At 73.6% G+C, this 22,795-nt stretch carries 20 protein-coding genes and 2 pseudogenes; 14 read left to right on the top strand and 8 right to left on the bottom strand.

The features are described 5' to 3' along the window. Positions 1-105 precede the first annotated feature (105 nt). Positions 106-984 carry an MHYT domain-containing protein gene (locus V6V16_RS13155; RefSeq protein ID WP_334562288.1) on the top strand — a complete coding sequence of 293 codons (879 nt, stop codon included), beginning with the start codon at positions 106-108 and terminating at the stop codon, positions 982-984. 44 nt (positions 985-1,028) lie between these two features. Here V6V16_RS13155 and V6V16_RS13150 read toward each other — a convergent pair whose 3' ends face one another. The 3 genes from V6V16_RS13150 to V6V16_RS13140 form a co-directional block, all read right to left on the bottom strand. Beyond that, positions 1,029-1,928 (bottom strand): 5'-3' exonuclease, encoded by a 900-nt coding sequence (locus tag V6V16_RS13150; RefSeq protein WP_334562345.1) that lies wholly within the window; start codon positions 1,926-1,928, stop codon positions 1,029-1,031. Positions 1,929-2,001: 73 nt separating this feature from the next. Beyond that, positions 2,002-2,229, bottom strand: a complete 228-nt coding sequence (locus V6V16_RS13145) for a hypothetical protein (RefSeq protein ID WP_334562287.1) — start codon at positions 2,227-2,229, stop codon at positions 2,002-2,004. 212 nt (positions 2,230-2,441) lie between these two features. Then, a complete protein-coding gene (locus V6V16_RS13140) occupies positions 2,442-3,821 on the bottom strand; it encodes a glycosyl hydrolase family 18 protein (protein WP_334562286.1) in 1,380 nt (459 codons plus the stop codon). Positions 3,822-4,055: 234 nt separating this feature from the next. On the opposite strand from V6V16_RS13140, the gene V6V16_RS13135 reads away from it, so the two are divergent. From V6V16_RS13135 to V6V16_RS13125, 3 genes are all read left to right on the top strand, one after another. Continuing rightward, positions 4,056-5,171 (top strand): M24 family metallopeptidase, encoded by a 1,116-nt coding sequence (locus V6V16_RS13135; RefSeq protein ID WP_334562285.1) that lies wholly within the window; start codon positions 4,056-4,058, stop codon positions 5,169-5,171. Continuing rightward, positions 5,168-6,310 carry an acyl-CoA dehydrogenase family protein gene (locus V6V16_RS13130; protein WP_334562284.1) on the top strand — a complete coding sequence of 381 codons (1,143 nt, stop codon included), beginning with the start codon at positions 5,168-5,170 and terminating at the stop codon, positions 6,308-6,310. Before V6V16_RS13135 ends, V6V16_RS13130 begins: the two co-directional genes overlap by 4 nt. Positions 6,311-6,404: 94 nt before the next feature. Further along, positions 6,405-6,911, top strand: a complete 507-nt coding sequence (locus V6V16_RS13125; RefSeq protein ID WP_334562283.1) for an Lrp/AsnC family transcriptional regulator — start codon at positions 6,405-6,407, stop codon at positions 6,909-6,911. On the opposite strand, the gene V6V16_RS13120 is transcribed toward V6V16_RS13125, so the two are convergent. Then, positions 6,841-7,452 carry a histidine phosphatase family protein gene (locus V6V16_RS13120; RefSeq protein WP_334562282.1) on the bottom strand — a complete coding sequence of 204 codons (612 nt, stop codon included), beginning with the start codon at positions 7,450-7,452 and terminating at the stop codon, positions 6,841-6,843. The two genes, V6V16_RS13125 and V6V16_RS13120, sit on opposite strands and share 71 nt — an antisense overlap. A gap of 190 nt (positions 7,453-7,642) precedes the next feature. After that, complete coding sequence (locus tag V6V16_RS13115) at positions 7,643-9,052, bottom strand: KamA family radical SAM protein (protein WP_334562281.1); 1,410 nt, start codon at positions 9,050-9,052, stop codon at positions 7,643-7,645. 154 nt (positions 9,053-9,206) lie between these two features. Between V6V16_RS13115 and V6V16_RS13110 the strand changes: the two genes are divergently transcribed. The 9 genes and pseudogenes from V6V16_RS13110 (at position 9,207) to V6V16_RS13070 (ending at position 19,473) form a co-directional block, all read left to right on the top strand. Then, entirely contained in the window at positions 9,207-10,256 is a 1,050-nt protein-coding gene (locus tag V6V16_RS13110; RefSeq protein ID WP_334562344.1) for a zinc-binding alcohol dehydrogenase, read from the top strand. Positions 10,257-10,261: 5 nt separating this feature from the next. Then, positions 10,262-11,830: an amidohydrolase gene (locus tag V6V16_RS13105; protein ID WP_334562280.1), complete on the top strand. Its 1,569-nt coding sequence runs from the start codon at positions 10,262-10,264 to the stop codon at positions 11,828-11,830. A gap of 61 nt (positions 11,831-11,891) precedes the next feature. Next, positions 11,892-13,478: a lysine 5,6-aminomutase subunit alpha gene (locus V6V16_RS13100; protein ID WP_334562279.1), complete on the top strand. Its 1,587-nt coding sequence runs from the start codon at positions 11,892-11,894 to the stop codon at positions 13,476-13,478. Then, positions 13,475-14,251 (top strand): OAM dimerization domain-containing protein, encoded by a 777-nt coding sequence (locus V6V16_RS13095; protein ID WP_334562278.1) that lies wholly within the window; start codon positions 13,475-13,477, stop codon positions 14,249-14,251. Before V6V16_RS13100 ends, V6V16_RS13095 begins: the two co-directional genes overlap by 4 nt. Then, on the top strand, positions 14,248-14,640 hold the full coding sequence (locus V6V16_RS13090; protein WP_334562277.1) for a hotdog domain-containing protein: 393 nt from the start codon (positions 14,248-14,250) through the stop codon (positions 14,638-14,640). Before V6V16_RS13095 ends, V6V16_RS13090 begins: the two co-directional genes overlap by 4 nt. Then, positions 14,637-15,974, top strand: a complete 1,338-nt coding sequence (locus tag V6V16_RS13085; RefSeq protein ID WP_334562276.1) for a glutamate mutase L — start codon at positions 14,637-14,639, stop codon at positions 15,972-15,974. The genes V6V16_RS13090 and V6V16_RS13085 overlap by 4 nt, the downstream gene beginning before the upstream one ends. 515 nt (positions 15,975-16,489) lie before the next feature. After that, positions 16,490-18,141: pseudogene (lnt, locus tag V6V16_RS13080) on the top strand (apolipoprotein N-acyltransferase). Then, the gene (locus V6V16_RS13075) at positions 18,093-18,881 is read left to right on the top strand and encodes a polyprenol monophosphomannose synthase (protein WP_334562343.1); all 789 of its coding nucleotides are present in this window, start codon (positions 18,093-18,095) and stop codon (positions 18,879-18,881) included. Before lnt ends, V6V16_RS13075 begins: the two are co-directional and overlap by 49 nt. Positions 18,882-18,957: 76 nt before the next feature. Further along, positions 18,958-19,473, top strand: a complete 516-nt coding sequence (locus tag V6V16_RS13070; protein ID WP_334562274.1) for an FxsA family protein — start codon at positions 18,958-18,960, stop codon at positions 19,471-19,473. Positions 19,474-19,542: 69 nt separating this feature from the next. Here the strand turns inward: V6V16_RS13070 and V6V16_RS13065 are convergent, their stop codons facing one another. Next, entirely contained in the window at positions 19,543-19,884 is a 342-nt protein-coding gene (locus V6V16_RS13065; RefSeq protein WP_046564157.1) for an RNA polymerase-binding protein RbpA, read from the bottom strand. A gap of 208 nt (positions 19,885-20,092) precedes the next feature. Between V6V16_RS13065 and V6V16_RS13060 the strand changes: the two genes are divergently transcribed. Then, the gene (locus tag V6V16_RS13060; protein WP_334562273.1) at positions 20,093-21,574 is read left to right on the top strand and encodes a peptide MFS transporter; all 1,482 of its coding nucleotides are present in this window, start codon (positions 20,093-20,095) and stop codon (positions 21,572-21,574) included. Between the two features lie 70 nt (positions 21,575-21,644). Here V6V16_RS13060 and V6V16_RS13055 read toward each other — a convergent pair whose 3' ends face one another. Next, positions 21,645-22,235, bottom strand: coding sequence for a pyridoxamine 5'-phosphate oxidase family protein (locus tag V6V16_RS13055; RefSeq protein ID WP_334562272.1), 591 nt, complete (start codon positions 22,233-22,235; stop codon positions 21,645-21,647). A 199-nt stretch (positions 22,236-22,434) separates the two neighbouring features. Next, positions 22,435-22,795, bottom strand: a pseudogene (locus tag V6V16_RS13050) (hypothetical protein); the annotation flags it as partial.

Below are 22,795 nucleotides of genomic sequence, written 5' to 3'. Positions count from 1 at the left end.
CCCCCCGAATTGTTCGGGGGGTGCCGTCTTGCCTGGTGAGGGCATCCTCGATCATTGCTGCGGCGCGATGCTGCGCGCCGCTTGTCGATCCGAGGGAAGGCCGCCGTGGCGGAGATCAATCACTTTGAGTACGGGTGGATCACCCCCGCGCTCAGCTACGCGCTGTCGGTGCTGGGCTCGGCGCTGGGCCTGATCTGTGCCGGCCGGATCCGCATCGCGGGCAGCGCCGGCCAGCGCGCCTGGTGGGGCACTCTGGCGGCGTGGGCGATCGGCGGCACCGCCATCTGGACCATGCACTTCATGGCGATGCTCGGTTTCGCCGTCGAGGGCACCCGGATCCGCTACGACGTGACCGTCACCGTGGCCAGCGCGCTCATCGCGGTGATCGCCGTCGGCATCGGCCTTGCCATCGTCGGCACCGGGCGGTTCTCCACCGTGCGGCTGCTGGCCGGTGGCCTGTTCACCGGTGCCGGGGTGGCCGCTATGCACTACACCGGCATGGCGGCGATGCGGCTCAACGGCCGCATCGGCTACGAGCCGACCCGCGTCGTGCTGTCGATCCTGATCGCGGTCGTCGCGGCCACGGTGGCGCTCTGGCTGGCGGTGACCGTACGCCGGGGGCTGGCGATCGTCGGCGCGGCCCTGCTGATGGGCGTCGCGGTCAACGGCATGCACTTCACCGGCATGAGCGCCATGTCGGTGCACCCGCACGCGCGGCAGGGCGAGGTGTCCGGCGCCGGGGTGAGCACCCTGCTGGTGCCGATCATCCTCGCGGTGGTGTTCGGGGTGGTCGGGCTGGTCTACGCGCTGCTCGCCGCCCCCACCGACGAGGACCGGGCCGCGGCGGCGTACTTCGACGCGCGCCGGGTGCCGGAGCCGGCAGCCGCGCCGGCCGAGCCCGACCCGGTGGGGCTGCGCGCCCGCTCCACGCTCGGTACGCCCGGCTCCTCGTTTCCGTCCCGCCGGGACACCCCGCCGCGCTGACCGTCGGCCGCGGCGCTCCGCCGCCCGCCCCGCGCGGCAGGCCGTCAGGGCCGCTCGGCGAGGGCGTCGACCAGGCGGCGCACGGAGCCGGCCAGGTTCCACTCGCCGGCCAGCGCCAGCAGCCGGTCGGGGTCGGCGGGGGCGGTCGGCAGCTCGGTGACCAGCTCCGGCAGCGGCACGTCGAGGGCGACCTGGACGACCTTCGGCGCGACGGCCAGGTAGTCGCGCGCGGCGGCCAGCTTGGTGCGCAGGCCGGGGGCGAAGCCGGAGCCCGGCTCGTCCAGCGCGGCCAGGATGCCCGCGATGTCGCCGTACCGCTCGACCAGCCGGGCCGCCGTCTTCTCCCCGACGCCCGGCACCCCGGGCAGCCCGTCGCTGGGGTCGCCCCGCAGGGCGGCGAAGTCGGCGTACCGGTTCGCGGGCACCCCGTAGCGGGCGCGTACGGCGGCGTCGTCGCAGTCGTCCAGCTTGGCGACCCCCCGGCCGACGTAGAGCAGCCGGACGGGGCGGGCGTCGTCGACGAGCTGGAACAGGTCCCGGTCGCCGGAGACCACCTCGACCGGCGCCGGCTGGGTCACCGAGAGGGTGCCGAGCACGTCGTCGGCCTCGTAGCCGGTCGCGCCGAGGTGGGTGATGCCCACGGCGTCGAGCACCTCGAGGATCAGCGGCACCTGCGGGCTGAGCGTGTCGGGCACGACCTCGCCACCCTCGGGGGCGAGCCGGTGGGCCTTGTAGGACGGCAGCAGCGCCACCCGCCACTCGGGGCGCCAGTCGTGGTCCATCGCGCAGACCATCCGGTCCGGCCGGCGGGTGCGGATGAGGCTCGCCAGCATGTCGAGGAAGCCGCGCACCGCGTTGACCGGGCTGCCGTCGGCGGCCCGGGCGGCGGATTCGGGGACGCCGAAGTAGGCCCGGAAGTAGAGGCTGGGCGCGTCGATGAGCATGATCGGAGGTCGCTGTGCCACGACAGACAGCCTGGCACACCCCACCGACGATCGGGGGGCGCGGCGCGGCCGGTCAGGGGCGCTCGTCGTCGGCGTAGAGGGTCTCGCGCCGGGCCACGTACTGCACCGCGTAGCTGGTGAGCAGCAGCAGGATCGCGACCGCCACCTCGATCCAGGCCGCCGTGCCGTCGGCGATGGTCAGGCCCACGGCCAGCGTCGCCAGGCCCGCCACCGCCAGGATGCCCGACCAGAGCAGCCGGCGTCGCCGCGTCGCCGCGCGCTCCGGGTCCGTCGGTGCCATGGCTGTCGGCCCTCCCCGTCGGTGGCGCCTGCGCACCCAGCCTATCGACGGGTGCGGCCGCCGGCGGCGGAACCGGGCGGCGAGCCCGCGCCGCGTCGGCGGCGGACGCGGCAGAACCGACGGCGCCCGGTGGCGGCCGGACGGGACTCGCCGTCGGCCCGGGCGCGAGCGGGCCCCGTCACCGCCTCGGCGGTGACGGGGCCCGGCGGCGCTCAGGCGGGCAGGCGCCAGACCTGGTTGGCGCCGCCGAAGCAGTCCCAGATCTGCAACCGGGTGCCGTCGGCGGAGCTGTTGCCGGTGGCGTCGAGGCACCTGTTGGACTGCGGGTTGCGCAGTGTGCCGTTGGACTGGGCCTGCCAGACCTGGGCGCCGCTGCCGTTGCAGTCCCACAGCTGCACCTTCGCCCCGTTGGCGGTGGAGGCGCTGGTCACGTCGGCGCACTTGCCGAGGGCGCGCAGCGTGCCGTCGGTGCCCACCGTCCAGTTCTGCGCGTTGGTGCCGTTGCAGGCGTAGAGCTGCACCGCGGTGCCGTTGGCGGTGCCGGCGGCGGCCACGTCGACGCACTTGCCGCCGATGCCGGTGATCGGGCCGGTCCGCCCGACGGGCGGCGGGGTGGTGCCGCCGGTGGCGGTGTCGTAGATGGCGCTGACCAGGGAGGTGGCGCCGCGGGTGTCCTGGCTGAGTTCCCAGTTCATCATCCCGCCGGCGTTGGCCATGGCCCACTGGGTCTTGCGCTTCACCGTCGGGATGCCGTTGTAGCACTGCTGGGTGCCGCCGACGGTGGTGCAGTCCCGGTTGGCGTTGGCCGGGTCGAGGGCGACCAGCGAGGCGTACGTGTGGTAGCCGGGCCGGCTGTAGAACGGCACGCCGAGCACGGCCTTGCGGGCGGGCAGGCCCCGGGACTTCCAGAAGTTCACGGAGTTGATCGACCAGTCGTAGTTGGCGTGCGGGCTGCCGCCGTCGTACGCCATGATGTTGAGCCAGTCGACGTGGCCGAAGACGGCGGGTTGGACGCCCTCGGCGTACCAGCCCTCGGAGACGACGGCGGCGGTGAGCAGCTTGCCGCGGCTGTGCAGCGCGCCGCCGAGCTGCTGCATGAGCGCCGTGTAGTTGGTGGCGGAGGCGCCCGGGTCCGGGTACTCCCAGTCCATGTCGACGCCGTCGAGGTTGTACTGGTTGACGAAGTTGACGACGTTGTTGACGAACGCGGTGCGGCTGCCGGCGTTGGCGGCGAGCGCCTCGAAGGCGGAGTCGTCGCCGTTGTTCCAGCCGCCGATCGCGATCGACACCTTGACGTTGTTGGCGCGCCCGAGGGAGACCAGCTGGGAGAGCTTGCCCGGGTTCTCCACGGCGCGCAGGCTGCCGTCGGCGTTCGGCAGCACGAACGCGTAGTTGACGTGGGTGAGCTTGTCGTACTGCACGGCGTTGACGTCGCCGGTCCAGGACGGCAGGTAGCCGACGCTGCGGAAGCCGTTCGGCAGGACGGCGGCCGCCGCGGGGGCGGGCGCCAGGACCAGGGTGGCGGCGGCGGTGGCCAGGGCGAGCAGGCCGGCGGCGAGGGCCGACCTGGGACGGGACTGCGGTGCGGACATCGAGGGCCTTCCCGTGGGCGGATGGCGGTGGCCCGGACGCGCGGCCCGGCGCCCTGAAGGGGCGGGCGCCGGATGCGGGCGTACGGGCGGAGAACGGGTGGAGATCCTCGAGGCAGCCCAAATCCTAAAGAGTGTTAACTGTGCACGTCAACGACGATCCTCGATGCGTCGGCGCTGGCTCCGGATCGCCCGGGCGGGCTGGGTGTGTTCCCGAACGAGCGTTAAGCTGACGGGGTGGGATCCGAGGAGCTGTACCCGCCGCGGCGGCTGGCCGAGGCCCGGCGTGCCACCGCCGCCGCCGGGCTGGACGCGCTGCTGCTCACGCCCGGCTCCGACCTGCGCTACCTGACCGGCTACGACGCGCACGAAGGGGAGCGGCTCACCTGCCTGGTGCTGCCCGCGCGGGGCGAGCCGACGCTGATCGTGCCCACGCTGGAGCGGCCGGCCGCCGAGGCGTCCCCGGCCCCGGCGACGGGCGTACGCATCGTCGACCACGCCGACGGCACCGACCCGTACCCGCTGCTCGTCGCCGCGCTCGGCGGCCCGGCGGCGGCGGTCGGGCTGGCCGACCGGATGTGGGCCGAGCAGGTCCTCGCCCTGCGCGCGGCGCTGCCCGGCACGGCCCAGCGGCTCGCCTCGGAGGTGCTGCGCGAGATGCGCCTGCGCAAGTCCCCGGCCGAGGTCGCGGCGCTGGCCGAGGCGGGCGCCGCGATCGACGCGGTCCACGCGCGGATGGGGGAGTGGCTGCGACCGGGGCGCACCGAGGCGGAGGTGGGTGCCGACATCGCCGCGGCGATCCGGGCCGCCGGCCACGTGAGCGTGGACTTCGTGATCGTCGCCGCCGGCCCGAACGGCGCCAGCCCGCACCACGGCACCTCCGACCGGCCGATCGGCGCCGGCGAGCCGGTCGTCGTGGACATCGGCGGCACCATGCCCTCGGGCTACCGTTCCGACTGCACCCGCACCTACGTCGCGGGCGGCCCGGCGCCGGCCGAGTTCGTCGACTACTACGCCGTCCTGCACGCCGCCCAGCGGGCGGCGGTGGCCGCGGTCCGCCCCGGGGTGACGGCCGAGGCCGTCGACGCCGCCGCCCGGGAGCCGATCGCCGCCGCCGGCTTCGGCGCGGCGTTCCTGCACCGCACCGGCCACGGGATCGGCCTCGACGGCCACGAGGAGCCCTACGTGGTGGCCGGCAACGCCCGCCCCCTGGAAGCGGGGATGGCCTTCTCCGTCGAACCGGGCATCTACCTGGCGGGCCGGCACGGCGCCCGCATCGAGGACATCGTCGTCTGCGCCACGGACGGCGTGCAACGGCTCAACACCACCCCCACGGAGCTCATCGCGCTATGACTGTCGACCGGATCCTCCCCACCGACGAGGCCCACGACCTGCTCGACCTCGCCACCGAACTCGCCGACCGGGAGCTGGCGCCGCGGGCGGCCGGGTTCGAGGAGCGCGGGGAGTTCCCCCGCGAGGTGCTGCGCACCCTCGGCCGGGCCGGCCTGCTCGGCCTGCCCTACCCCGAGGAGCACGGCGGCGCCGACCAGCCCTACGAGGTCTACCTCCAGGTGCTGGAGATCCTGGCCGGCCGCTGGCTCGCGGTCGCCGAGGCGGTCAGCGTGCACACCCTCTCCTGCTACCCGGTCGCCCAGTTCGGCACCGACCAGCAGCGCAAGCTGCTGCCCGACATGATCGGCGGGGAACTGCTGGGGGCGTACTGCCTCTCCGAGCCCCAGGGCGGTTCGGACGCCGCCGCGCTGACCACGAGGGCCGTGCGCGACGGCGACTCGTACGTGGTGGACGGCACCAAGGCGTGGATCACCCACGCCCAGGTGGCGGACTTCTACGACATCTTCTGCCGCACCGGCGGCCCCGGCCCGAAGGGCATCTCCTGCCTGCTGGCCGACCGCGACACGCCCGGCATCGCGCCGCAGGCCGCCGAGCGGACGATGGGGCTGCGTTCCTCCCCGGTGGCGCAGATCGCCTTCGACTCGGCCCGGGTGCCCGCCGAGCGGCTGATCGGCGGGGAGGGGGCGGGCTTCACCATCGCCATGTCCGCCCTGGACTCGGGTCGCCTGGGCATCGCCGCCTGTGCGGTCGGGCTGGCCCAGGCGGCGCTGGACTACGCGGTCGGCTACGCCCGGGAGCGGCGGCAGTTCGGCAGGGCGATCATCGACTTCCAGGGGCTGGGCTTCACGCTCGCCGACCTGGCCACCCAGATCGCCGCGGCCCGGGCACTGACGCTGGCCGCGGCCCGGCTGCGCGACGCCGGCCGGCCGTACTCGATCGAGGCGGCGAAGGCGAAGCTCTTCGCCACCGACGTGGCGATGCGGGTGACGACCGACGCGGTGCAGGTGCTCGGCGGGGCCGGCTACGTGGCCGACCACCCGGTGGAGCGGTACATGCGCGAGGCCAAGGTGTTGCAGATCGTCGAGGGCACCAACCAGATCCAGCGGCTGGTCATCTCGCGGGCGCTCGCCAAGGGCTGACGGGTGGCGCCTCCCGTCGGCGCGGCAGGTGCGCCGCGTCGCGCCGACGGGGCGCTCGTCGCCGGGAAGCGGTTTTCCCGGTAGGTTGCACGCCGTGGAGGAGATCGACCGCGCCATCATCGCCGCGCTGACCGCTGACGGTCGGCTGTCGTACACGGACCTCGCCGAACGGGTGGGCCTGTCGGTCTCCGCCGTGCACCAGCGGGTGCGCCGCCTGGAGCAGCGTGGCGTGATCAAGGGCTACACCGCCAGGGTCTCCTTCGAGGCCCTCGACCTGCCGCTGACCGCGTTCGTGGCGATCCGTCCGTTCGACCCGTCGCAGCCCGACGACGCCCCCGAGCGGCTGGCGCACCTGCCGGAGATCGACTCCTGCTACTCGGTGGCGGGGGAGGACTTCTACCTCCTGCTGGTGCGGGTGGCCAGCCCGGCCGACCTGGAGCGGCTGCTCCAGGAGATCCGTACGGCGGCGAACGTGACCACCCGCACGACCGTGGTGCTGTCCACGCCGTACGAGACCCGGCCGCCCAAGATCAGTGGCGAGCCCCCGACCCGGGTGCGTACCCGGCCGCCGGGGGAGCCGGCTGGTTCCAGCGCAGGATGACCCGCCGGCCGTGCTCGTGGCCGAGCACGCTGACCGTGGCGGTGTCCAGGCGCAGCAGCCCGCCCGCGGACGCCGGCAGGCCGATCCAGCGGGCACCCAGCACGCGCAGGCTGTGCGCGTGCCCGACGAGGGCGACGGTGCCCCGGTCGAGCAGCGGCCCGATCCGGGCGAGCACCCGGTCGAGCCGCTGGCCGACCTGGTCGGGGGACTCCCCGCCGGGGCAGCCGTCGGTCCAGATGGACCAGTGCGGGCGGTCGTCGCGGATGTCCGCGGTGGTGCGCCCCTCGTAGTCGCCGTAGTTCCACTCGGCGAGACCGTCGTCGCGCCCGGCGACGGTCAGGCCGGCGAGCTGCGCGGTGCGTAGCGCCCGGGTGCGCGGGCTGGACAGGACCCTGGCGAGGCTCCGGTCGGCCAGGAACCGGGCGAGCGCGCGGGCCTGTCGCTCCCCGTCGGGGGTCAGCGGGAGGTCGGTGTACGAGGTGTGCCGGCGGCTGGCGCTCCATTCGGTCTCGCCGTGCCGGATCAGCAGGAGTTCTCCCATCGGTCCAGTCAACCAGACGACCGTTTCCCCCGTTCACCTAGTGTCCTAGGATGCCTTAGCGGGTGTGCGGGCCGCCACCCGACACGAAAGGAGGCCGGCAGCGGTGAAACGCGGGGGAGGACCTGGAAAGCACGTCACCCCCGGGGCCGGTGGTCGGCTCCGGGGGTGACAGGTATGCGGGTGTGCCGGATCAGTCGTCGAGGCGGTGGTCGGCCCACCAGCGCCGCCCGGCCTCGGGCAGGGTGTCGATCGGGTCGTAGTAGGCGAAGCGCTTGTTCAGCGCCTCGGCGTCGGCGGACTCGATGGAGGTGCGGTAGTTCTTCGTCCAGTAGGAGATGCCGCGTTCGCGGTCGTACTCGGTGAGCATGTGCACCCAGCGCTTGCCGACGAAGGGCACGTCGCAGACGATGCGCGGGGTGGCGTAGCCGGGCAGGTAGCCCATGATGTCGTGCTGGAGCTGCTGGGCGTGCCAGACCGGGACCCGCCAGTGCTCGGCGTTGGGGATCATGTCGCACATGTAGAAGTAGTACGGCAGGATGCCCGCCTCGCCCTGCAGGGCGAAGCAGAGGTCGAGCAGCTCGGGGGCGGTGGCGTTGACGCCGCGCATGAGCACGCCCTGGTTGCGTACGTCGCGGACACCGACGTCGAGGGCGGTCTGGGCGGCCCTGGCGACCAGCGGGGTGAGCGACTGCGCGTGGTTGACGTGGGTGTGGATGGCGAGGTTGACGCCGCGGCGGGCCGCGGTGCGCGCGACCCGTTCGAGGCCCTCGACGACGTCGGGCTGAAGCCAGTGCTGGGGCAGGCCCATGAGGGCCTTGGTGGCGAGCCGGATGTCGCGGATGGTCTCGATCTCCAGCAGCCGCATCAGGTAGGACTCGAGGTTCTTCCACGGGACGTTGGCGACGTCGCCGCCGGAGACGACGACGTCCCGGACGCCGGGGTGGGCCTTGAGGTAGCCGATGTGGGCGTCGTAGCGGTCGACGGGCTTGAGGGTGAGCTTGAGCTTGTCGACGGCGGGGGTGGAGTTGCCGACGAGGTCCATCCGGGTGCAGTGCCCGCAGTACTGCGGGCAGGTGGAGAGCAGCTCGGCGAGGACCTTGGTGGGGTAGCGGTGGGTGAGGCCCTCGGCGACCCACATGTCGTGTTCGTGCAGGGAGTCGCGGCTGGCGTACGGGTGGGAGGGCCAGTCGGTGCGCCGGTCGGAGGCGACCGGGATCATGTAGCGCCGGATGGGGTCGGCGAGGAACGCCTCGGTGGTCATCGGCGCGAACGGGACCATGGTGTTGAGCATCTGGGGCGGCACCAGCATGGACATGGTGGCCAGGGCGCCCTGGTCGGCGGTGAGGTCGGCGTAGAAGCTCTCGTCGACCAGGTCGCCGAGGACGGTGCGCAGCTGCTTGATGTTCTTGACGCAGTTGACGCGCTGCCACTGGGCGTTCTCCCACTGGTCGCGGGTGATGTGGCGCCAGCCGGGGAAGCGGGTCCAGTCGGGTTCGACGAGGGGCGCGCGGCGGTATTCGTAGGGCTGTCCGGCGGTGGGGACGGCGACCGGCGCGGGGTGGGGCGCGGGGATGGTCTCCACCGGTTGGGTCTGGGTCACGGCCCCTCCTCGAAGTGGTGTGTCTTGGCCAGCGGCCCGAAGGCTACTGGAAAATATCCGGCGAAGAAATTAGTCTGCCGGAAGTTTTCCCGCTACGCGAGTCCTGGTCGGGGCTTCGAGCGGCGTGACAGGGGAGGTCGGCGTGACGTCACCGGTGGGTCTGCACCGCGTTGTCGAACCGGCGGGGGTGCTGCCGCAGGCGGCGTGGCGGCTGGACGCGAGTCCGCGGATCGCGCCGAACGAGGTGCGGATCCGGGTGGAGCGGTTGAACCTGGACGCGGCGAGTTTCCGGCAGCTGTGGGAGAAGCACGGCGGCGACGGCGACGCGGTGCGCGCCGAGGTGCTCGGGATCGTGTCGACCCGGGGCAAGATGCAGAATCCGGTGACCGGGTCGGGCGGGATGCTGATCGGCACGGTGGAGGAGGCGGGGCGGCGGTCTCCGCTGGGGCTGCGGGCGGGGCAGCGGGTGGCGACGCTGGTGTCGCTGACGTTGACGCCGTTGACGATCCTCGACGGGTTGGCCCGCTGGGACGGGCGCAGCGAGCAGGTGCCGTGCGACGGGTACGCGATCCTGTTCGCCCGGTCGATCGCGGCGGTGCTGCCGGCGGATCTCGACGCGCAGTTGTCGCTGGCGGTGCTGGACGTGTGCGGGGCGCCGGCGTTGACGGCGCGGGTGGTGTCGCGGTACGTGGCGGAGCGGGAGCGGGCGGGGGATCCGGCGCCGGTGCGGGTGGCGGTGATCGGCGGTGCGGGCAAGAGCGGGTCGTTGTCGTTGGCGGCGGCGCGGGGGGCGGGTGCCGCCCGTACGGTCGGGGTGGTGCCGGTGGTCGCGGAGCGCGACGCGCTGGCGGCGGTGGGTCTGGCGGACGCGGTGGCGTTGGCGGACGCGCGGGATCCGGTGGCGTTGTCGACGGCGGTGACGACGGCGTTGGGTGCGCCGGCGGACGTGACGGTGGTCTGCGTGGACGTGCCGGGCTGCGAGCACGGGGCGGTGCTGGCGACGGCGGACGGCGGCACGGTGGTGTTCTTCTCGATGGCGACCAGTTTCGCGGCGGCGGCGTTGGGGGCGGAGGGCCTGGCGGCGGACGTGACGATGCTGGTGGGCAACGGTTACGTGCCGGGGCACGCGGAGTTCGCGCTGGGGTTGTTGCGGTCGCAGCCGGGGGTGCGGGCATTGTTCGAGGTTCGTCTGGCGGCAGACTGATGGTCATGACGAACCCCTCGACTCTGTACCGCGGCGGGACGCTGCACTGCCCGGCCGATCCGAGCGCGACGGCGATGTTGGTGAGCGACGGCAGGATCTCCTGGCTGGGGGTGGACGCGGACGCGCCGGCCGCCGACCGGGTGGTGGATCTGGACGGGGCGTTGGTGACGCCGGCGTTCGTCGACGCGCACGTGCACGCCACGGACACGGGGTTGGCGTTGTCGGGGCTGGACGTGTCGGGGGTGCGCTCGGCGGCGGAGCTGCTGGACGCGGTGGCGGGGTTCGCGGCGGGGTTGCCGTCGGACGCGGTGGTGCTGGGGCACGGCTGGGACGAGTCGAGCTGGGCGGTGCCGGAGCTGCCGGACGCGGCGACGCTGGATCGGGCGGCCGGGGGGCGGCGGCTGTATCTGTCGCAGGCGTCGATCCATTCGGCGTTGGTGTCGGCGGCGTTGCTGGCGGCGTGTCCGCGGGTGGTGTCGGCGGTGGGGTACGACGCGTCGGGTTGGTTGCGGCGCGACGCGCACCATGTGGTGCGGGCGGCGGCGTTCGCGTCGGTGACGCGGGCGCAGCGGGCGGCGGCGCAGCGGGCGGCGTTGGCGCACGCGGCGTCGTTGGGTGTCGCGGCGGTGCACGAGTGTGGTGGTCCGGGGATCTCGGACGAGGAGGACTTCACGGGTCTGTTGGCGCTGTCGGGTGACGGTGTGGCGGAGGTGTACGGGTACTGGGGTGAGCTGATGGGTGCGGCGCGGGCCCGGGAGCTGGGTGCGGTGGGGGCCGGGGGTGACCTGTTCGCCGACGGGGCGTTGGGGTCGCGTACGGCGCACGTGTCGCGGGAGTACCTGGACGGCGAGGGTGGTTGCGGGCACGGTTATCTGAGTGCGGGGCAGGTGCGGGAGCATCTGCTGGACTGCGCGGCGCACGGTGTGCAGGGCGGGTTCCACGCGATCGGTGACGCGGCGATCTCGACGGTGCTGGAGGGCTTCGCGGGGGCGGCGGAGAGGTTGGGCACGGATCGGGTGCGGGCGGCCCGGCACCGCATCGAGCATGCGGAGATCATGAACAAGCGGTTGATCGCGGGGTTCGTGGAGTACGGGATCGTGGCGAGCATGCAGCCGGCGTTCGACCGGTTGTGGGGCGGCGCGGGTCGGATGTACGAGTCGCGGCTGGGGTTGGACCGGTCGTTGGAGTCGAATCCGATGGGGGCGATGCACGGCGTGGGGGTGGCGTTGGCGTTCGGGTCGGATTCGCCGGTGACACCGCTGGATCCGTGGGGTTCGGTGCGGGCGGCGGTGTGGCACCACAATCCGACGCAGCGGATGAGTGTGCGGGCGGCGTTCGCGGCGCACACCCGTGGCGGGTGGCGGGCGGTGCGGCTGGACAGCGAGGGTGTGCTGGCGTTGGGGGCGCCGGCGACGTTCGCGGTGTGGTCGACGCCGGCGGGGGTGGAGCGGGGTCTGCCGGTGTTGTTGGCGGCGGACGTGGAGGCGCGGGGTCCGCAGGATCCGACGCCGTTGCCGGTGTGTCGGCGCACGGTGCTGCGCGGTGACGTGATCTTCGAGGAAGGGTCTTCGTGAGCGAGCGAGCCATGGTCTGGGCTGGGGGGCGCGTGGCGCCGTCGCCGGGTGGGGTGAGGGTGTGACGGGGAAGCTGGATCTGGATCCGCGGTTGGTGTCGCGGGCGCGGGAGTTGGCGCGTCGGGCGGGGCGGCCGGTGGTGGATCTGGCGCGTAGCCACACGACGGTGTCGGTGGAGCGGGCGGTGCTGCGGCTGGCCGGGGTGGCCGGGGCCGATCCGGACGGTATTCCGTGGGTGAACCGGCTCGTGGACGCGGTGGTCGCGGACGTGGGGTTGGGGCACGGGGTGGCGGTGCCGGTGTTCGACGCGCTGTTGCGGGAGCAGCTCGGTGACGTGACGTTGCTGGCGCAGAAGGCGGCGGCGGGGTCGGTTCGTTTCGAGGTGCCCACGGGGAGAGCGGCGACGGCGTCGCGCAGGGCCGCCCGTAGGGCGGTCGGGGCGGGGATCCGGGCGATCGACCGGCGGCGGGCGGAGCGGGACCGGTTGGTGAGGCGGTTCGGGGATCCGAAGCAGCGGCCGTGGATCTATCTGATCGTGGCGACGGGGGACATCTACGAGGACATTCCGCAGGCGCAGGCAGCGGCGCGGGCGGGTGCGGACGTGATCGCGGTGATCCGGTCGACGGGGCAGTCGTTGTTGGACTACGTGCCGGAGGGGGCGACTCGGGAGGGCTTCGCGGGCACGTACGCGACGCAGGAGAACTTCCGGTTGATGCGGGCGGCGCTGGACGAGTCGTCGAGGGAGTTGGGCCGGTACGTGCGGCTGACGAACTACGCGTCGGGGCTGTGCATGCCGGAGATGGCGACGTTGGCCGGCCTGGAGCGGCTGGACATGATGTTGAACGACTCGATGTACGGGATCCTGTTCCGCGACATCAATCCGATCCGTACGTTCGTCGACCAGCGGTTCTCGCGGCAGGTGCACGCGCGGGCGGGCATCATCATCAACACCGGTGAGGACAACTACCTGACCACCGCGGACGCGGTGGACGAGGCGCACACGGTGACGGTGTCGCAGTTGCTCAACGAGTTCTTCGCGCACGAGGCGGGGTTGGCGGACTGGCAGTTGGGGTTGGGGCACGCGTTCGAGATCAACCCGGACGTGCCGGAGTCGTTGCGGTTGGAGTTGGCCCACGCGTTGCTGGCGCGGGAGTTGTTCCCGGACGCGCCGTTGAAGTGGATGCCGCCGACGAAGCACATGACCGGTGACGTGTTCCGCGGCAACCTGCTCGACGGGTTCTTCAACCTGGTCGGGACGATGACCGGGCAGGGGATCCTGCTGGTGGGGATGATGACCGAGGCGGTGGTGACGCCGTGGTTGTCGGACCGGGACATCGCCCTGCAGAACGTGCGGTACGTGCTGGGTGCGGCCGGTGGGTTGCACGAGGACTTCGTGCCGGCGCCGGGCGGGTTCATCCAGCAGCGGGCCAACCGGGTGCTGGGTGAGGCGGTCGAGTTGCTGGAGCGCATCGGTGAGCAGTCGCTGTTGACGGCGATCGCCGAGGGCACGTTCGGGATCATGAAGCGGCCGGCGGACCGGGGCAAGGGCCTGGCGGGGGTGGCGGCGCACGAGGGTGACTACTTCAATCCGGCGACGGAGATCCTGGAGGCGCCGGCGGCCGTGGGTGGAGAGGTGGCAGGGGCGTGAGCGCCGTCGAGGCCGGCGGGGACGCCGGGAAGAGGATCGTGCGGCCGTACGGGGACACCACGGGCGACGGCATGGTGCAGGTGTCGTTCACGTTGCCGGTGCCGCACGACAAGCGGGCCGAGGGTGCGGCGGTGCAGTTGGCGAACAAGATGGGCATCGATCCGGCGATGCTGGTGCACGCGAAGCCGATGAGTGACGGGTTCACGTTCTTCGTGGTGTACGGGCGGGTGAACCATCTGGTGGACCTGTCGGCGGTGCGGGTGGTGGAGCGTGACTTCCCGCTGCTGAGCGCCAAGGAGGTCAACGCGGTGGTGAAGCGGCGGTTGCGGCGCAAGTTGTCGGTGGTGGGGGCGTGCATCGGCACGGACGCGCACACGGTCGGCATCGACGCGATCCTCAACGTCAAGGGCATCGCCGGGGAGAAGGGCCTGGAGTACTACCGGGAGTTGAAGGTCACCAACATGGGTGCGCAGGTGAGCGTGCCGGAGTTGGTGGAGGCGGCGCGGGTGGAGCGGGCGGATGCGGTGTTGGTGTCGCAGGTGGTGACGCAGCGCGACGCGCACCTGCACAACACGCGGGAGATGTCGGCGGCGTTCCGGGAGGCGATGCCGGCGGGGCGGCGACCGCTGTTGATCGTGGGTGGGCCGCGGTTCGACGAGTCGATGGCCGGTGAGTTGGGCGTGGATCGGATCTTCGGCCGGGGCACCACGCCGGGTGAGGTGGCGAGTTTCCTGGTGCACGCGTTGGTCACGGACAGGAAGGCGAAGGTATGAGTGACTCCCGGGTGGGGCTGAGCGTCGTGCACCGGCGGTATGTGCCGTACTCGCACGCGCACTACGCGGGCAACCTGGTCGACGGGGCGTACGCGTTGGGGTTGTTCGGGGACGTGGCGACGGAGGTGTGTATCCGTACCGACGGCGACGAGGGGTTGTTCGCGTCGTACTCGGACGTGCAGTTCCGGGCGCCGATGAGGGCGGGCGACGTGTTGGAGGTGACGGCGACGGTGACCCGGGTGGGTACCCGCAGCCGCACGATCGACTTCGTCGCGGCGGTGGTGTGCCGGGGCCGCGCGGATCGGGGCGAGTCGGCGGCGGAGGTGCTCGCCGAGCCGGTCGTGGCGGTCACGGCGACCGGCACGGTGGTCGTCCCGCCGTCGGCGTGAGGTACGCGGTCTGCGCGGACGTGGGGTCCACGTACACGAAGGTGGCGGTGGTGGATCTCGACGCGGGCGCGTTGGTGGCGTCGTCGTCGGCGCCGACGACGGTGGGCACGGATGTGCTGCGCGGCCTGGACGCGGCGGTGGCTGCGGCCACGGCGGGCCGGTCGGTGGGTCAGGTGCCGTGGTACGTGTGTTCGTCGGCCGGTGGTGGGTTGCGGCTGGCGGTCGTCGGTTACGAGCCTCTGGTGACCGCTCAGGCGGGGCGGCGGGTGGGGTTGTCGGCGGGCGCGAACGTGGTGCACGTGGCGGCGGGCCGGCTGGGCGCGGCGGAGCTGGCGGGGTTGCGTGCGGCGCGTCCGGACGTGGTGTTGCTGGTGGGGGGCACCGACGGTGGTGACGCGGAGACGTTGACGCACAACGCGACGCGGTTGGCGCGGGCCCGTTGGCGGGTGCCGGTGGTGTTGGCCGGCAACGCCGACGTCCGCGACGACCTGCGGGAGCTGCTGGTGGCGGCGGGGGTGCCGGTGACGGTGGCCGACAACGTGCTGCCGCGCATCGGGGTGCTGGCGCCGGCGTCGGCGCGCGCGGCGATCCGGGAGGTGTTCCTGCGGCACGTGATCGGCGGGAAGCGGCTGTCGCGGGGGTCGCGGTTCGCGCGGCTGGTGCGGGCGGCTACCCCCGACGCGGTGCTGACCGGCGTGGAGGTGCTGGCCGACTCGCTGGGTGGTGATCTGGTGGTGGTGGACGTGGGTGGCGCCACCACGGACGTGTATTCGGTGCTCACGCCGGACGAGCGGGCCACGGGGCCGGGGCGGGAGGTGGCGGGTTCGCTGTGGCGGGCCCGTACCGTCGAGGGTGACCTGGGTATGCGGTGGAGCGCGCCGGGGGTGGTGCGGGCGGCCGTGGAGGAGCGGCTGCTGGGCGACGCGCAGCGCGACGACCTGGCGGCGGGGGCGGCGGTGCGCGCCGCCGATCCGGGGTTTCTGCCGGTGGGGGACGCGGAGCGTGCGGTGGACGCGCGGATCGCGGCCTTGGCGGCGACGGTGGCGTTGCGTCGGCACGCGCGGGGGGCGGCCACGGGTGAGCGGGCCGGGCGGGACCTGCGTGACGTGCGGCTGCTGGTGGGCTCCGGTGGGGTGCTGCGGCACGCCGCGCCGGCGGAGGCGGCGGGGGTGCTGGGTGCGGTGCTGGGCGACCACGCGGGTGGGTGGGCGCTGCCGCGCGCGGCGCGGCCGGTGGTCGACGTGGACTACGTGCTGGCCGCCGGAGGGCTGTTGGCCGCCGAGCATCCGGAGGCGGCGGGGGCCCTGCTGCGTCGGCATCTGGCGACGCATTGAGACTCGCCGACGCGACACGCCGTGGCGCATCACACGACAGGCCCGGGCGGGTTGACAGCGGCGGGGGTCCACGCCGTACCGTCTTTGAGTCCTACTACGGGAAGCGGCTGTTGTTCGCTTCGTCCCTTCGTCCGCTGGCCGAGCGACATGTGAGCAGTGCGTCGCGGCGGCCAGGTCCAGCGGGCGGGGGTCGGCGGGGCGGCGCGAACCGGCCGCGGTTACCGGTGTACGGGCAGGGTGAGGTGCACGGCCAGTAGACAACGGCCAGGCGGGGGCAGCCAGTCCACGTCGGGTCGGTCCGAAGGTCGGCGCAGCTCATTCTCGCCCCACCGGCCGGGGAGGGCCTGGGAGCATCGGGGCGCGGCGCGAGCCGCGCCCCGATTTGTGTCCCCGGGGGGTGTCGCGGGGTTGCCGGGTGGGTGGTGGCGCGGGCGGAACCGCCCGGATGTGTCGTGCCGGGACGCGGCGGACCGCCCGGCGGGGCGGCGACCGCGCGGGCGGGTAGCCTTCGGCCCGTGATCGAGGGGAAGACGCGGGCGTTGCCGTTGCCGTTGGCCGCGCCGATGGCGGTGGTGGCCGGCCTGGCGTTGCTGGCGGCGTTTCCTCCGTACGGGCTGTGGCCGCTGGCGCCGCTGGGGGTGGCGTTGCTGGCCGTGGTGACGCACGGCCGCCGGGTGCGCGCGGGCGCGGGGCTGGGTCTGCTGACCGGTGTGGCGTTGTTTGCGCCGTTGTTGAGCTGGACGAATCTGCACACCGGCTATCTGCCGTGGGTGTTGTTGTCGCTGTTGCAGGCGGGCTACCTGGCGCTGCTGGGCGCGGCGGGGGCGTTCGTGTCGCCGCTGGTGGACCGGTGGCGGTGGAGTTGGCCGGCGGTGACCGGGGTGTTGTGGGTGGGGCAGGAGGCGCTGCGCGACCGCACCCCGTTCGGCGGGTTCCCGTGGGGGAGGCTGGCGTTCAGCCAGGGCGACTCGCCGCTGCTGCGGCTGGCCGCGCTGGGTGGCGCGCCGCTGGTGACGTTCGCGGTGGCGTTGGTCGGTGGGCTGGTGGGCGCGGCGCTGTGGCGGGCGTGGCAGGCGCCGCGGCGGCGGGCGCCGATCGTCGCGCTGGGCGCCGCGGCGGTCGCGGTGCCCCTGGCGGGGCTGCTGGTGCCGGTGGCGGCCACCGGAGACGGCGACGCGGTCACGGTGGCGATCGTGCAGGGCAACGTGCCGCGTCTCGGCCTGGACTTCAACGCCCAGCGGCAGGCGGTGCTCAACAACCACGTCGACGCCACGATCGAGCTGGCCGGGCAGGTGGCCGCCGGCAACCAGGAGCGTCCCGAGCTGGTGGTGTGGCCGGAGAACTCCAGCGACATCGACCCGCTGCGTGACCCGCGGGCCGGGGCGCGCATCTCGCAGGCCGCCGACGCGGTCGGCGCGCCGATCCTGGTGGGTGCGGTGCTGCGCGGCCCGGGTGACGGCGAGGTCCGCAACGCCGGGATCCTGTGGCGGCCGGGCAGCGGCGCGGACCTGGGGCAGCTGTACACGAAGCGGCATCCGGTGCCGTTCGCCGAGTACGTGCCGATGCGGGATGTCGCCCGGATGGTCAGCAAGCAGGTCGACCGGGTGCGCGCCGATTTCGTGCCCGGCAGCGAGCCGGGCGTGCTGCGTACCGGGGCGGCGGTGCTCGGCGACGTGATCTGCTTCGAGGTCGCCTACGACGAGGTGGTGCGCGACACGGTCGTCGGTGGGGCGCAGCTGCTGGTGGTGCAGACCAACAACGCCACGTTCGACGTGGCGGAGGCGCGCCAGCAGTTGGCCATGGTGCGGCTGCGGGCGGTCGAGCACGGCCGGCCGGCGTTGATGGCCTCCACGGTCGGGGTGTCCGGGTTCGTTGCCCCGGACGGGCGGGTAAGCGACGCCACCGGGTTCAACACCCGAGCGGTCGTGGTGCGGCAGCTGCGGCTGGACGACGGGCGCACCCTGGCCACCCGGGTCGGGCTGTGGCCCGAGGTGGCGCTGGCCACCCTGGCCGTGGCGGCCCTGGTCGGCGCGGGTGTGCTGCGCCGCCGGCACCACGGCCGCTGACACCAGCCGGTACGCCGGCGGAGGGGAAGCGACGGTGGGCGAGACGACCGCCATCCGGCCGGAGACCGGTCATCCGGGCGTGGGTCGGGTGCTCGTGGTGATCCCGACCTACAACGAGGCCGACAACGTGGCGCGGATCGTGGCGCGGGTGCGTCGGGCCGCGCCGACGGTCGACGTCCTCGTCGCCGACGACAACAGCCCCGACGGCACCGGTGCGCTCGCCGACGCCCTGGCCGGTGGTGATCCGCGGGTGCACGTGCTGCACCGCGAGGGCAAGCAGGGGCTCGGCGCGGCGTACCTGGCGGGCTTCGCGTGGGCGCGTGAGCGCGGCTTCGACGCGGTGGTGGAGATGGACGCCGACGGCTCGCATGCCCCGGAGGACCTGCCGGCGCTGCTGGCGGCGGCCCGCGACGCCGACGTGGTGATCGGTTCGCGGTGGACCAGCGGCGCGCGGCTGGTGAACTGGCCGCTGCGGCGGTTGCTGCTGTCGCGGTGCGGCAACCTGTACGCGCGCCTGGCGTTGGGTATGCCGCTGGCCGACGCGACCGGCGGGTACCGGGTGTACCGGTTGGCGGCCCTGGAGCGGATCGACCTGGGTTCGGTGTGCTCGCAGGGTTACTCGTTCCAGGTGGAGTTGTCCCGGCTGGCGCACCGGGCGGGGGCACGCATCGTGGAGGTGCCGATCACGTTCGCCGAGCGGGAGCGGGGCAGCAGCAAGATGAGCCCGCTGATCGTGGCGGAGGCGCTGTGGCGGATCACCGCGTGGGGTGTGCAGGATCGGCGGTTGGCGGTGCGGCGGGGCGTGCACGGTACCCCCAGCGGTCAGGTGCGGTGGCCCTGAGTGGGGGCGTGTCATGCTGGAGGGGACGCCGGCGCCCGCGCGGGTGGCGGGTGCCGCGGATGGCGAATGGGGTGAGATGCGCCGAGGGTTGAGGTTCGTGCCGTTGGGCCTGTTGGCGGCGGTGCTGCTGGAGCTGCTGGTGTTCGTCGCGGTGGGTCGGGCGGTCGGGTTCGGTGCCACGCTGCTGGCCGTGTTCGCGATGTCGCTGCTCGGGTTGGTGCTGTTGCGCCGCGAGGGCATGCGCGCGTGGCGGGGCTTCCGCGCCGCGGCGCAGGCCGGTGAGCGGCCGGGACGGCACGTCGTCGACGGTCTCGTCGGGCTGCTCGGCGCGCTGCTGCTGGCCGTGCCGGGTCTGCTCAGCGGTGTGGTGGGGGTGTCGCTGCTGGTGCCGCCGGTGCGTCGGCTGGCCCGCGCCGGGGTGCGGCGGGCGGCGGAGCGGCGGGTGTCGTCGATGGTCGCCGGTGACCTGTTCGGTCCCCGCACGGTGCGGGTGCGCCAGGGCGCGCCGCAGGCGCAGCCGACGGCCGAGGCGCGCATCGTGGACGAGGGCCGGGCCATCGAGGGTGAGATCGTCGAGCCCGGCCGGAACTGAGGGCATCGACCGGACACGACGGCGCCCCGGGAGCGGATGCCCCCGGGGCGCCGTGGCGTCCGGTGCGGCTCAGGCGCGGCCGCGGCGGGTGCGGACCTCCTGCAGCCGCTCGGCCAGGATGTCCTCCAGTTCGGCGATGGAACGCCGCTCCAGCAGCATGTCCCAGTGGGTACGCGGCGGCTTGGCCTTCTTCTGCTCCGGCTCGCTGCCGTCGACCAGCCGGGCGACGCTGCCGTCGAACTTGCACTCCCAGGTCGTGGGGACCTCGGCGTCGACGGCGAACGGCACCTCGAACTGGTGGCCCTTGGCGCAGAGGTACTCGCGGGTCTGACGCGGCGCGAGCTCCGTGTTGCGGTCGGATTCGTAGCTGACCGCGCCCAGACGGCTGCCACGCAGCATACGCTCGCCCATGATCGACTTCCCCTCGTTCGTGGTGCTGGTCTTCTCGGTGTAACGGTCCGTTCCCGCCGGGCCATTCCCGCCCGGCACCCGCGGGAGCCCGCACCAGGGTAGCCGGCCGGAGCGGCCGCCCGGCGCGGTCGCCCCGAGCCGGGCCGTACGGGTGGAGTGTTTCTGCTGCCAACGGGCATGTTAGCCGCCCGAGTCAGCGGAGGTTGCGATGGCCAGTGACGCGCCGGTCGGATCCCGGCCGCCCGCGGGGCGGACGTTCCTCGGTCACCCGTGGGCCCTGTCCACGCTCTTCCTCACCGAGATGTGGGAACGGTTCAGCTTCTACGGGATGCGGGCCATCCTGGTGCTGTACCTGACGGCGTCGGTGGCCGACGGCGGGCAGGCGATGGGGGAGTCCAGCGCCAGCGCCGTCTACGGCACCTACAACGCGATGGTGTACCTGATGGCCCTGCCGGGCGGCTGGGTCGCCGACCGGCTCATCGGCGCGCGGCGCAGCGTGCTCTGGGGCGGGGTCGTCATCGCCGCCGGGCACTACGTGATGGCGGTCCCGGTGCGCTGGAGCGTGTTCGCCGGGATGGCCCTGATCGTGGTCGGTACGGGGCTGCTCAAACCCAACATCTCCAGCATGGTCGGCGACCTGTACGACCGCGACTCCCCGCGCCGCGACGCCGGCTTCTCGATCTTCTACATGGGCATCAACCTGGGTGGCTTCATCGCGCCGCTGGTCACCGGCTTCCTCGGCGAGAAGATCAACTGGCATCTGGGGTTCGGGGCGGCAGCCATCGGCATGACCTTCGGCGTCGCGCAGTACGTGCTGGGCCGGCGCAACCTCGGCGACGCCGGGGCGCGCCCGGCCGACCCGCTGCTCGGGGCGGACCGCCGGCGGGCACTGACCCGGGCGGGCGTTCTCGGCGCCGGGCTCGTACTCGCCGTCGTCGTACTCGCCGTGGCCGGGGCGTTCACCGTCGACACCGTGGTCAACCTGCTCACCGCCGCCACCGTGCTGATCACCATCGGCTACTTCGCGCGGATCATGACCGACCGGGAGTTGAGCGCCACCGAACGCAGCCGCATGAAGGCGTACGTGTGGCTGTTCGTCTTCGCCGCAGCGTTCTGGTTGATCTACGACCAGGCCGGGTCGGTGCTGAACATCTTCGCCGCCGACAACACCGACCGCGACGTCGCCGGGTTCACGTTCCCCGCGTCCTGGCTCCAGTCGGTCAACCCCATCCTGATCATCATCGGGGCGCCGCTGTTCGCCCTGCTGTGGCTTCGGCTGGGCCACCGGGTGTCCACCCCGACGAAGTTCGCCGTGGGCCTGGTGCTCAACGGCCTGTCGTTCGTGCTGATGGCCGCCGCCGCGCAGGCCGCGGTCGGCGGGGGCCTGGTCTCGCCGTGGTGGCTGGTGGCCGTCTACGCCATCCAGGTCGCCGGCGAGCTGTCACTGAGCCCCGTCGGGCTGTCGGCCACCACCAGGCTCGCCCCGGTGAAGTACGCCAGCCAGATGATGGGGCTGTGGTTCCTCGCCACCGCCGTCGGTGACGCCATCGGCGGGCAGGTGGCGCGCCTCGCCGACACGTGGCCCGCGCCCACGTACTTCCTCACCTTCGGCCTCGCCTCGGTGGCCCTGGGGCTCGGCGCGGTGATGTTCGCCCGCCACATCCGGGCCCTGATGGCCGGTATCCACTGACCCGCGCCCCCAACGACCGGCCGGCAGTGCTGCCGACGCCGGCGCGCCCGGCGCGGCGCGGCACCCGGGCTCAGGTGGCCGGGGTGGGCGGCAGCGGCAGCGGCAGACCGGGCAGCCCGTCGATGCTGACGGCCACGTGCTCCTTGCCGGCGAAGTACTCGCTCAGCGACTCGTCGTCCTCCCGGGCGAACCGCTTGCCGTGCAGGTCGCGGTCGGCGTCGTAGGACATGAACGGCACCGCGTAGCCGCAGGTGTCGCGGATCAGTTCGGCTCGCACCACGATGATCGCCCGCAGGCCGTGCGCGCTCGTGTCGATGTCCGGGAACCAGCCGATCAGCTCTGCCCAGCGGGGATCGTCGCGGAACACCGCCTCGCCGCGCCCGTGCACCCGCACGATGTTCGGCGGGCCCTGGAACGCGCACCACATAAGCGTGATGCGGCCGTTCTCCCGCAGGTGCGCGATCGTCTCGGCGTTGCTGCCCGCGAAGTCCAGGTAGGCCACGGTGTGCGCGTCGAGGACCGCCCACGAGCCGCGCAGCCCCTTCGGCGACAGGTTGATGGTGCCGTCGCCCGACAGGGGGGCGGTGGCGGTGAAGAACAGCGGCTGCTCCTCGACGAAGGCGCGCAGCCGCCCCTCGATGCGTTCGTGTGTCTTTCCCACCCGTACATCATCGCCGCGCCGGGGCCGCGCCGCCGCCCCGCCCGGCCGGCGTCGCGCACCCCGGAGGCGCCCGGCGCCGCAGCCGCGATGCCGACCCAGCCCTGCCGCGGGTCCGAAGCCGGTCCGCGCCCCGCGCGTCCCCGGCGTCACCGACGCGCAACGGACGGCCGGGCGCGGGCGGCCGGTGCCCGGGCGCGGCTCAGCCGGCCGGGCGTGCGCCGTCCCGGGGACCGAGGTGGGCCAGGGCGGCGGCCAGGTGACTGACCTGGTCGGCGAGCTGCCCGGTGCGCCGCAGCGCGTCGTCGCGGTCGGTCTCCGCGGCGCGCAGCCGTACCGTCAGCTCTTCGGCACGGGCCTCGGCGGCGGTCGCCGCGTCGCGCGCGGCGGCCAGCTGCGCGCGCAGCGTGTCGTACCGGCCGGCCACGGTGGTCAGCTCCGCGCGGGCCTGCTCGGCGTCCGCCTCGGCACGCCGCCGGGCGGCCTCGGCCTCGAAGCGGTCGGCCTCGGCCCGCTGCCGGGCCTGGTCGGCCTCCGCGGCGGCCGCGCCGGCGGCTTCGGCC

Source organism: Micromonospora sp. CPCC 205561, assembly GCF_036906775.1.
In the GTDB taxonomy this organism is placed as follows: Bacteria; Actinomycetota; Actinomycetes; order Mycobacteriales; family Micromonosporaceae; genus Micromonospora.
This window is presented reverse-complemented; position numbering and strand designations above follow the sequence as displayed.

Bases quoted from the DNA above. Each gene is read 5' to 3' on its own strand.
- V6V16_RS13130 (WP_334562284.1), top strand. From the start codon at position 5,168: ATGACTGTCGACCGGATCCTCCCCACCGACGAGGCCCACGACCTGCTC.
- V6V16_RS13140 (WP_334562286.1), bottom strand. From the start codon at position 3,821: ATGTCCGCACCGCAGTCCCGTCCCAGGTCGGCCCTCGCCGCCGGCCTG.
- V6V16_RS13105 (WP_334562280.1), top strand. From the start codon at position 10,262: ATGACGAACCCCTCGACTCTGTACCGCGGCGGGACGCTGCACTGCCCG.
- V6V16_RS13145 (WP_334562287.1), bottom strand. From the start codon at position 2,229: ATGGCACCGACGGACCCGGAGCGCGCGGCGACGCGGCGACGCCGGCTG.
- V6V16_RS13150 (WP_334562345.1), bottom strand. From the start codon at position 1,928: ATGCTCATCGACGCGCCCAGCCTCTACTTCCGGGCCTACTTCGGCGTC.
- V6V16_RS13070 (WP_334562274.1), top strand. From the start codon at position 18,958: ATGCGCCGAGGGTTGAGGTTCGTGCCGTTGGGCCTGTTGGCGGCGGTG.
- V6V16_RS13090 (WP_334562277.1), top strand. From the start codon at position 14,248: ATGAGTGACTCCCGGGTGGGGCTGAGCGTCGTGCACCGGCGGTATGTG.
- V6V16_RS13065 (WP_046564157.1), bottom strand. From the start codon at position 19,884: ATGGGCGAGCGTATGCTGCGTGGCAGCCGTCTGGGCGCGGTCAGCTAC.
- V6V16_RS13060 (WP_334562273.1), top strand. From the start codon at position 20,093: ATGGCCAGTGACGCGCCGGTCGGATCCCGGCCGCCCGCGGGGCGGACG.
- V6V16_RS13120 (WP_334562282.1), bottom strand. From the start codon at position 7,452: ATGGGAGAACTCCTGCTGATCCGGCACGGCGAGACCGAATGGAGCGCC.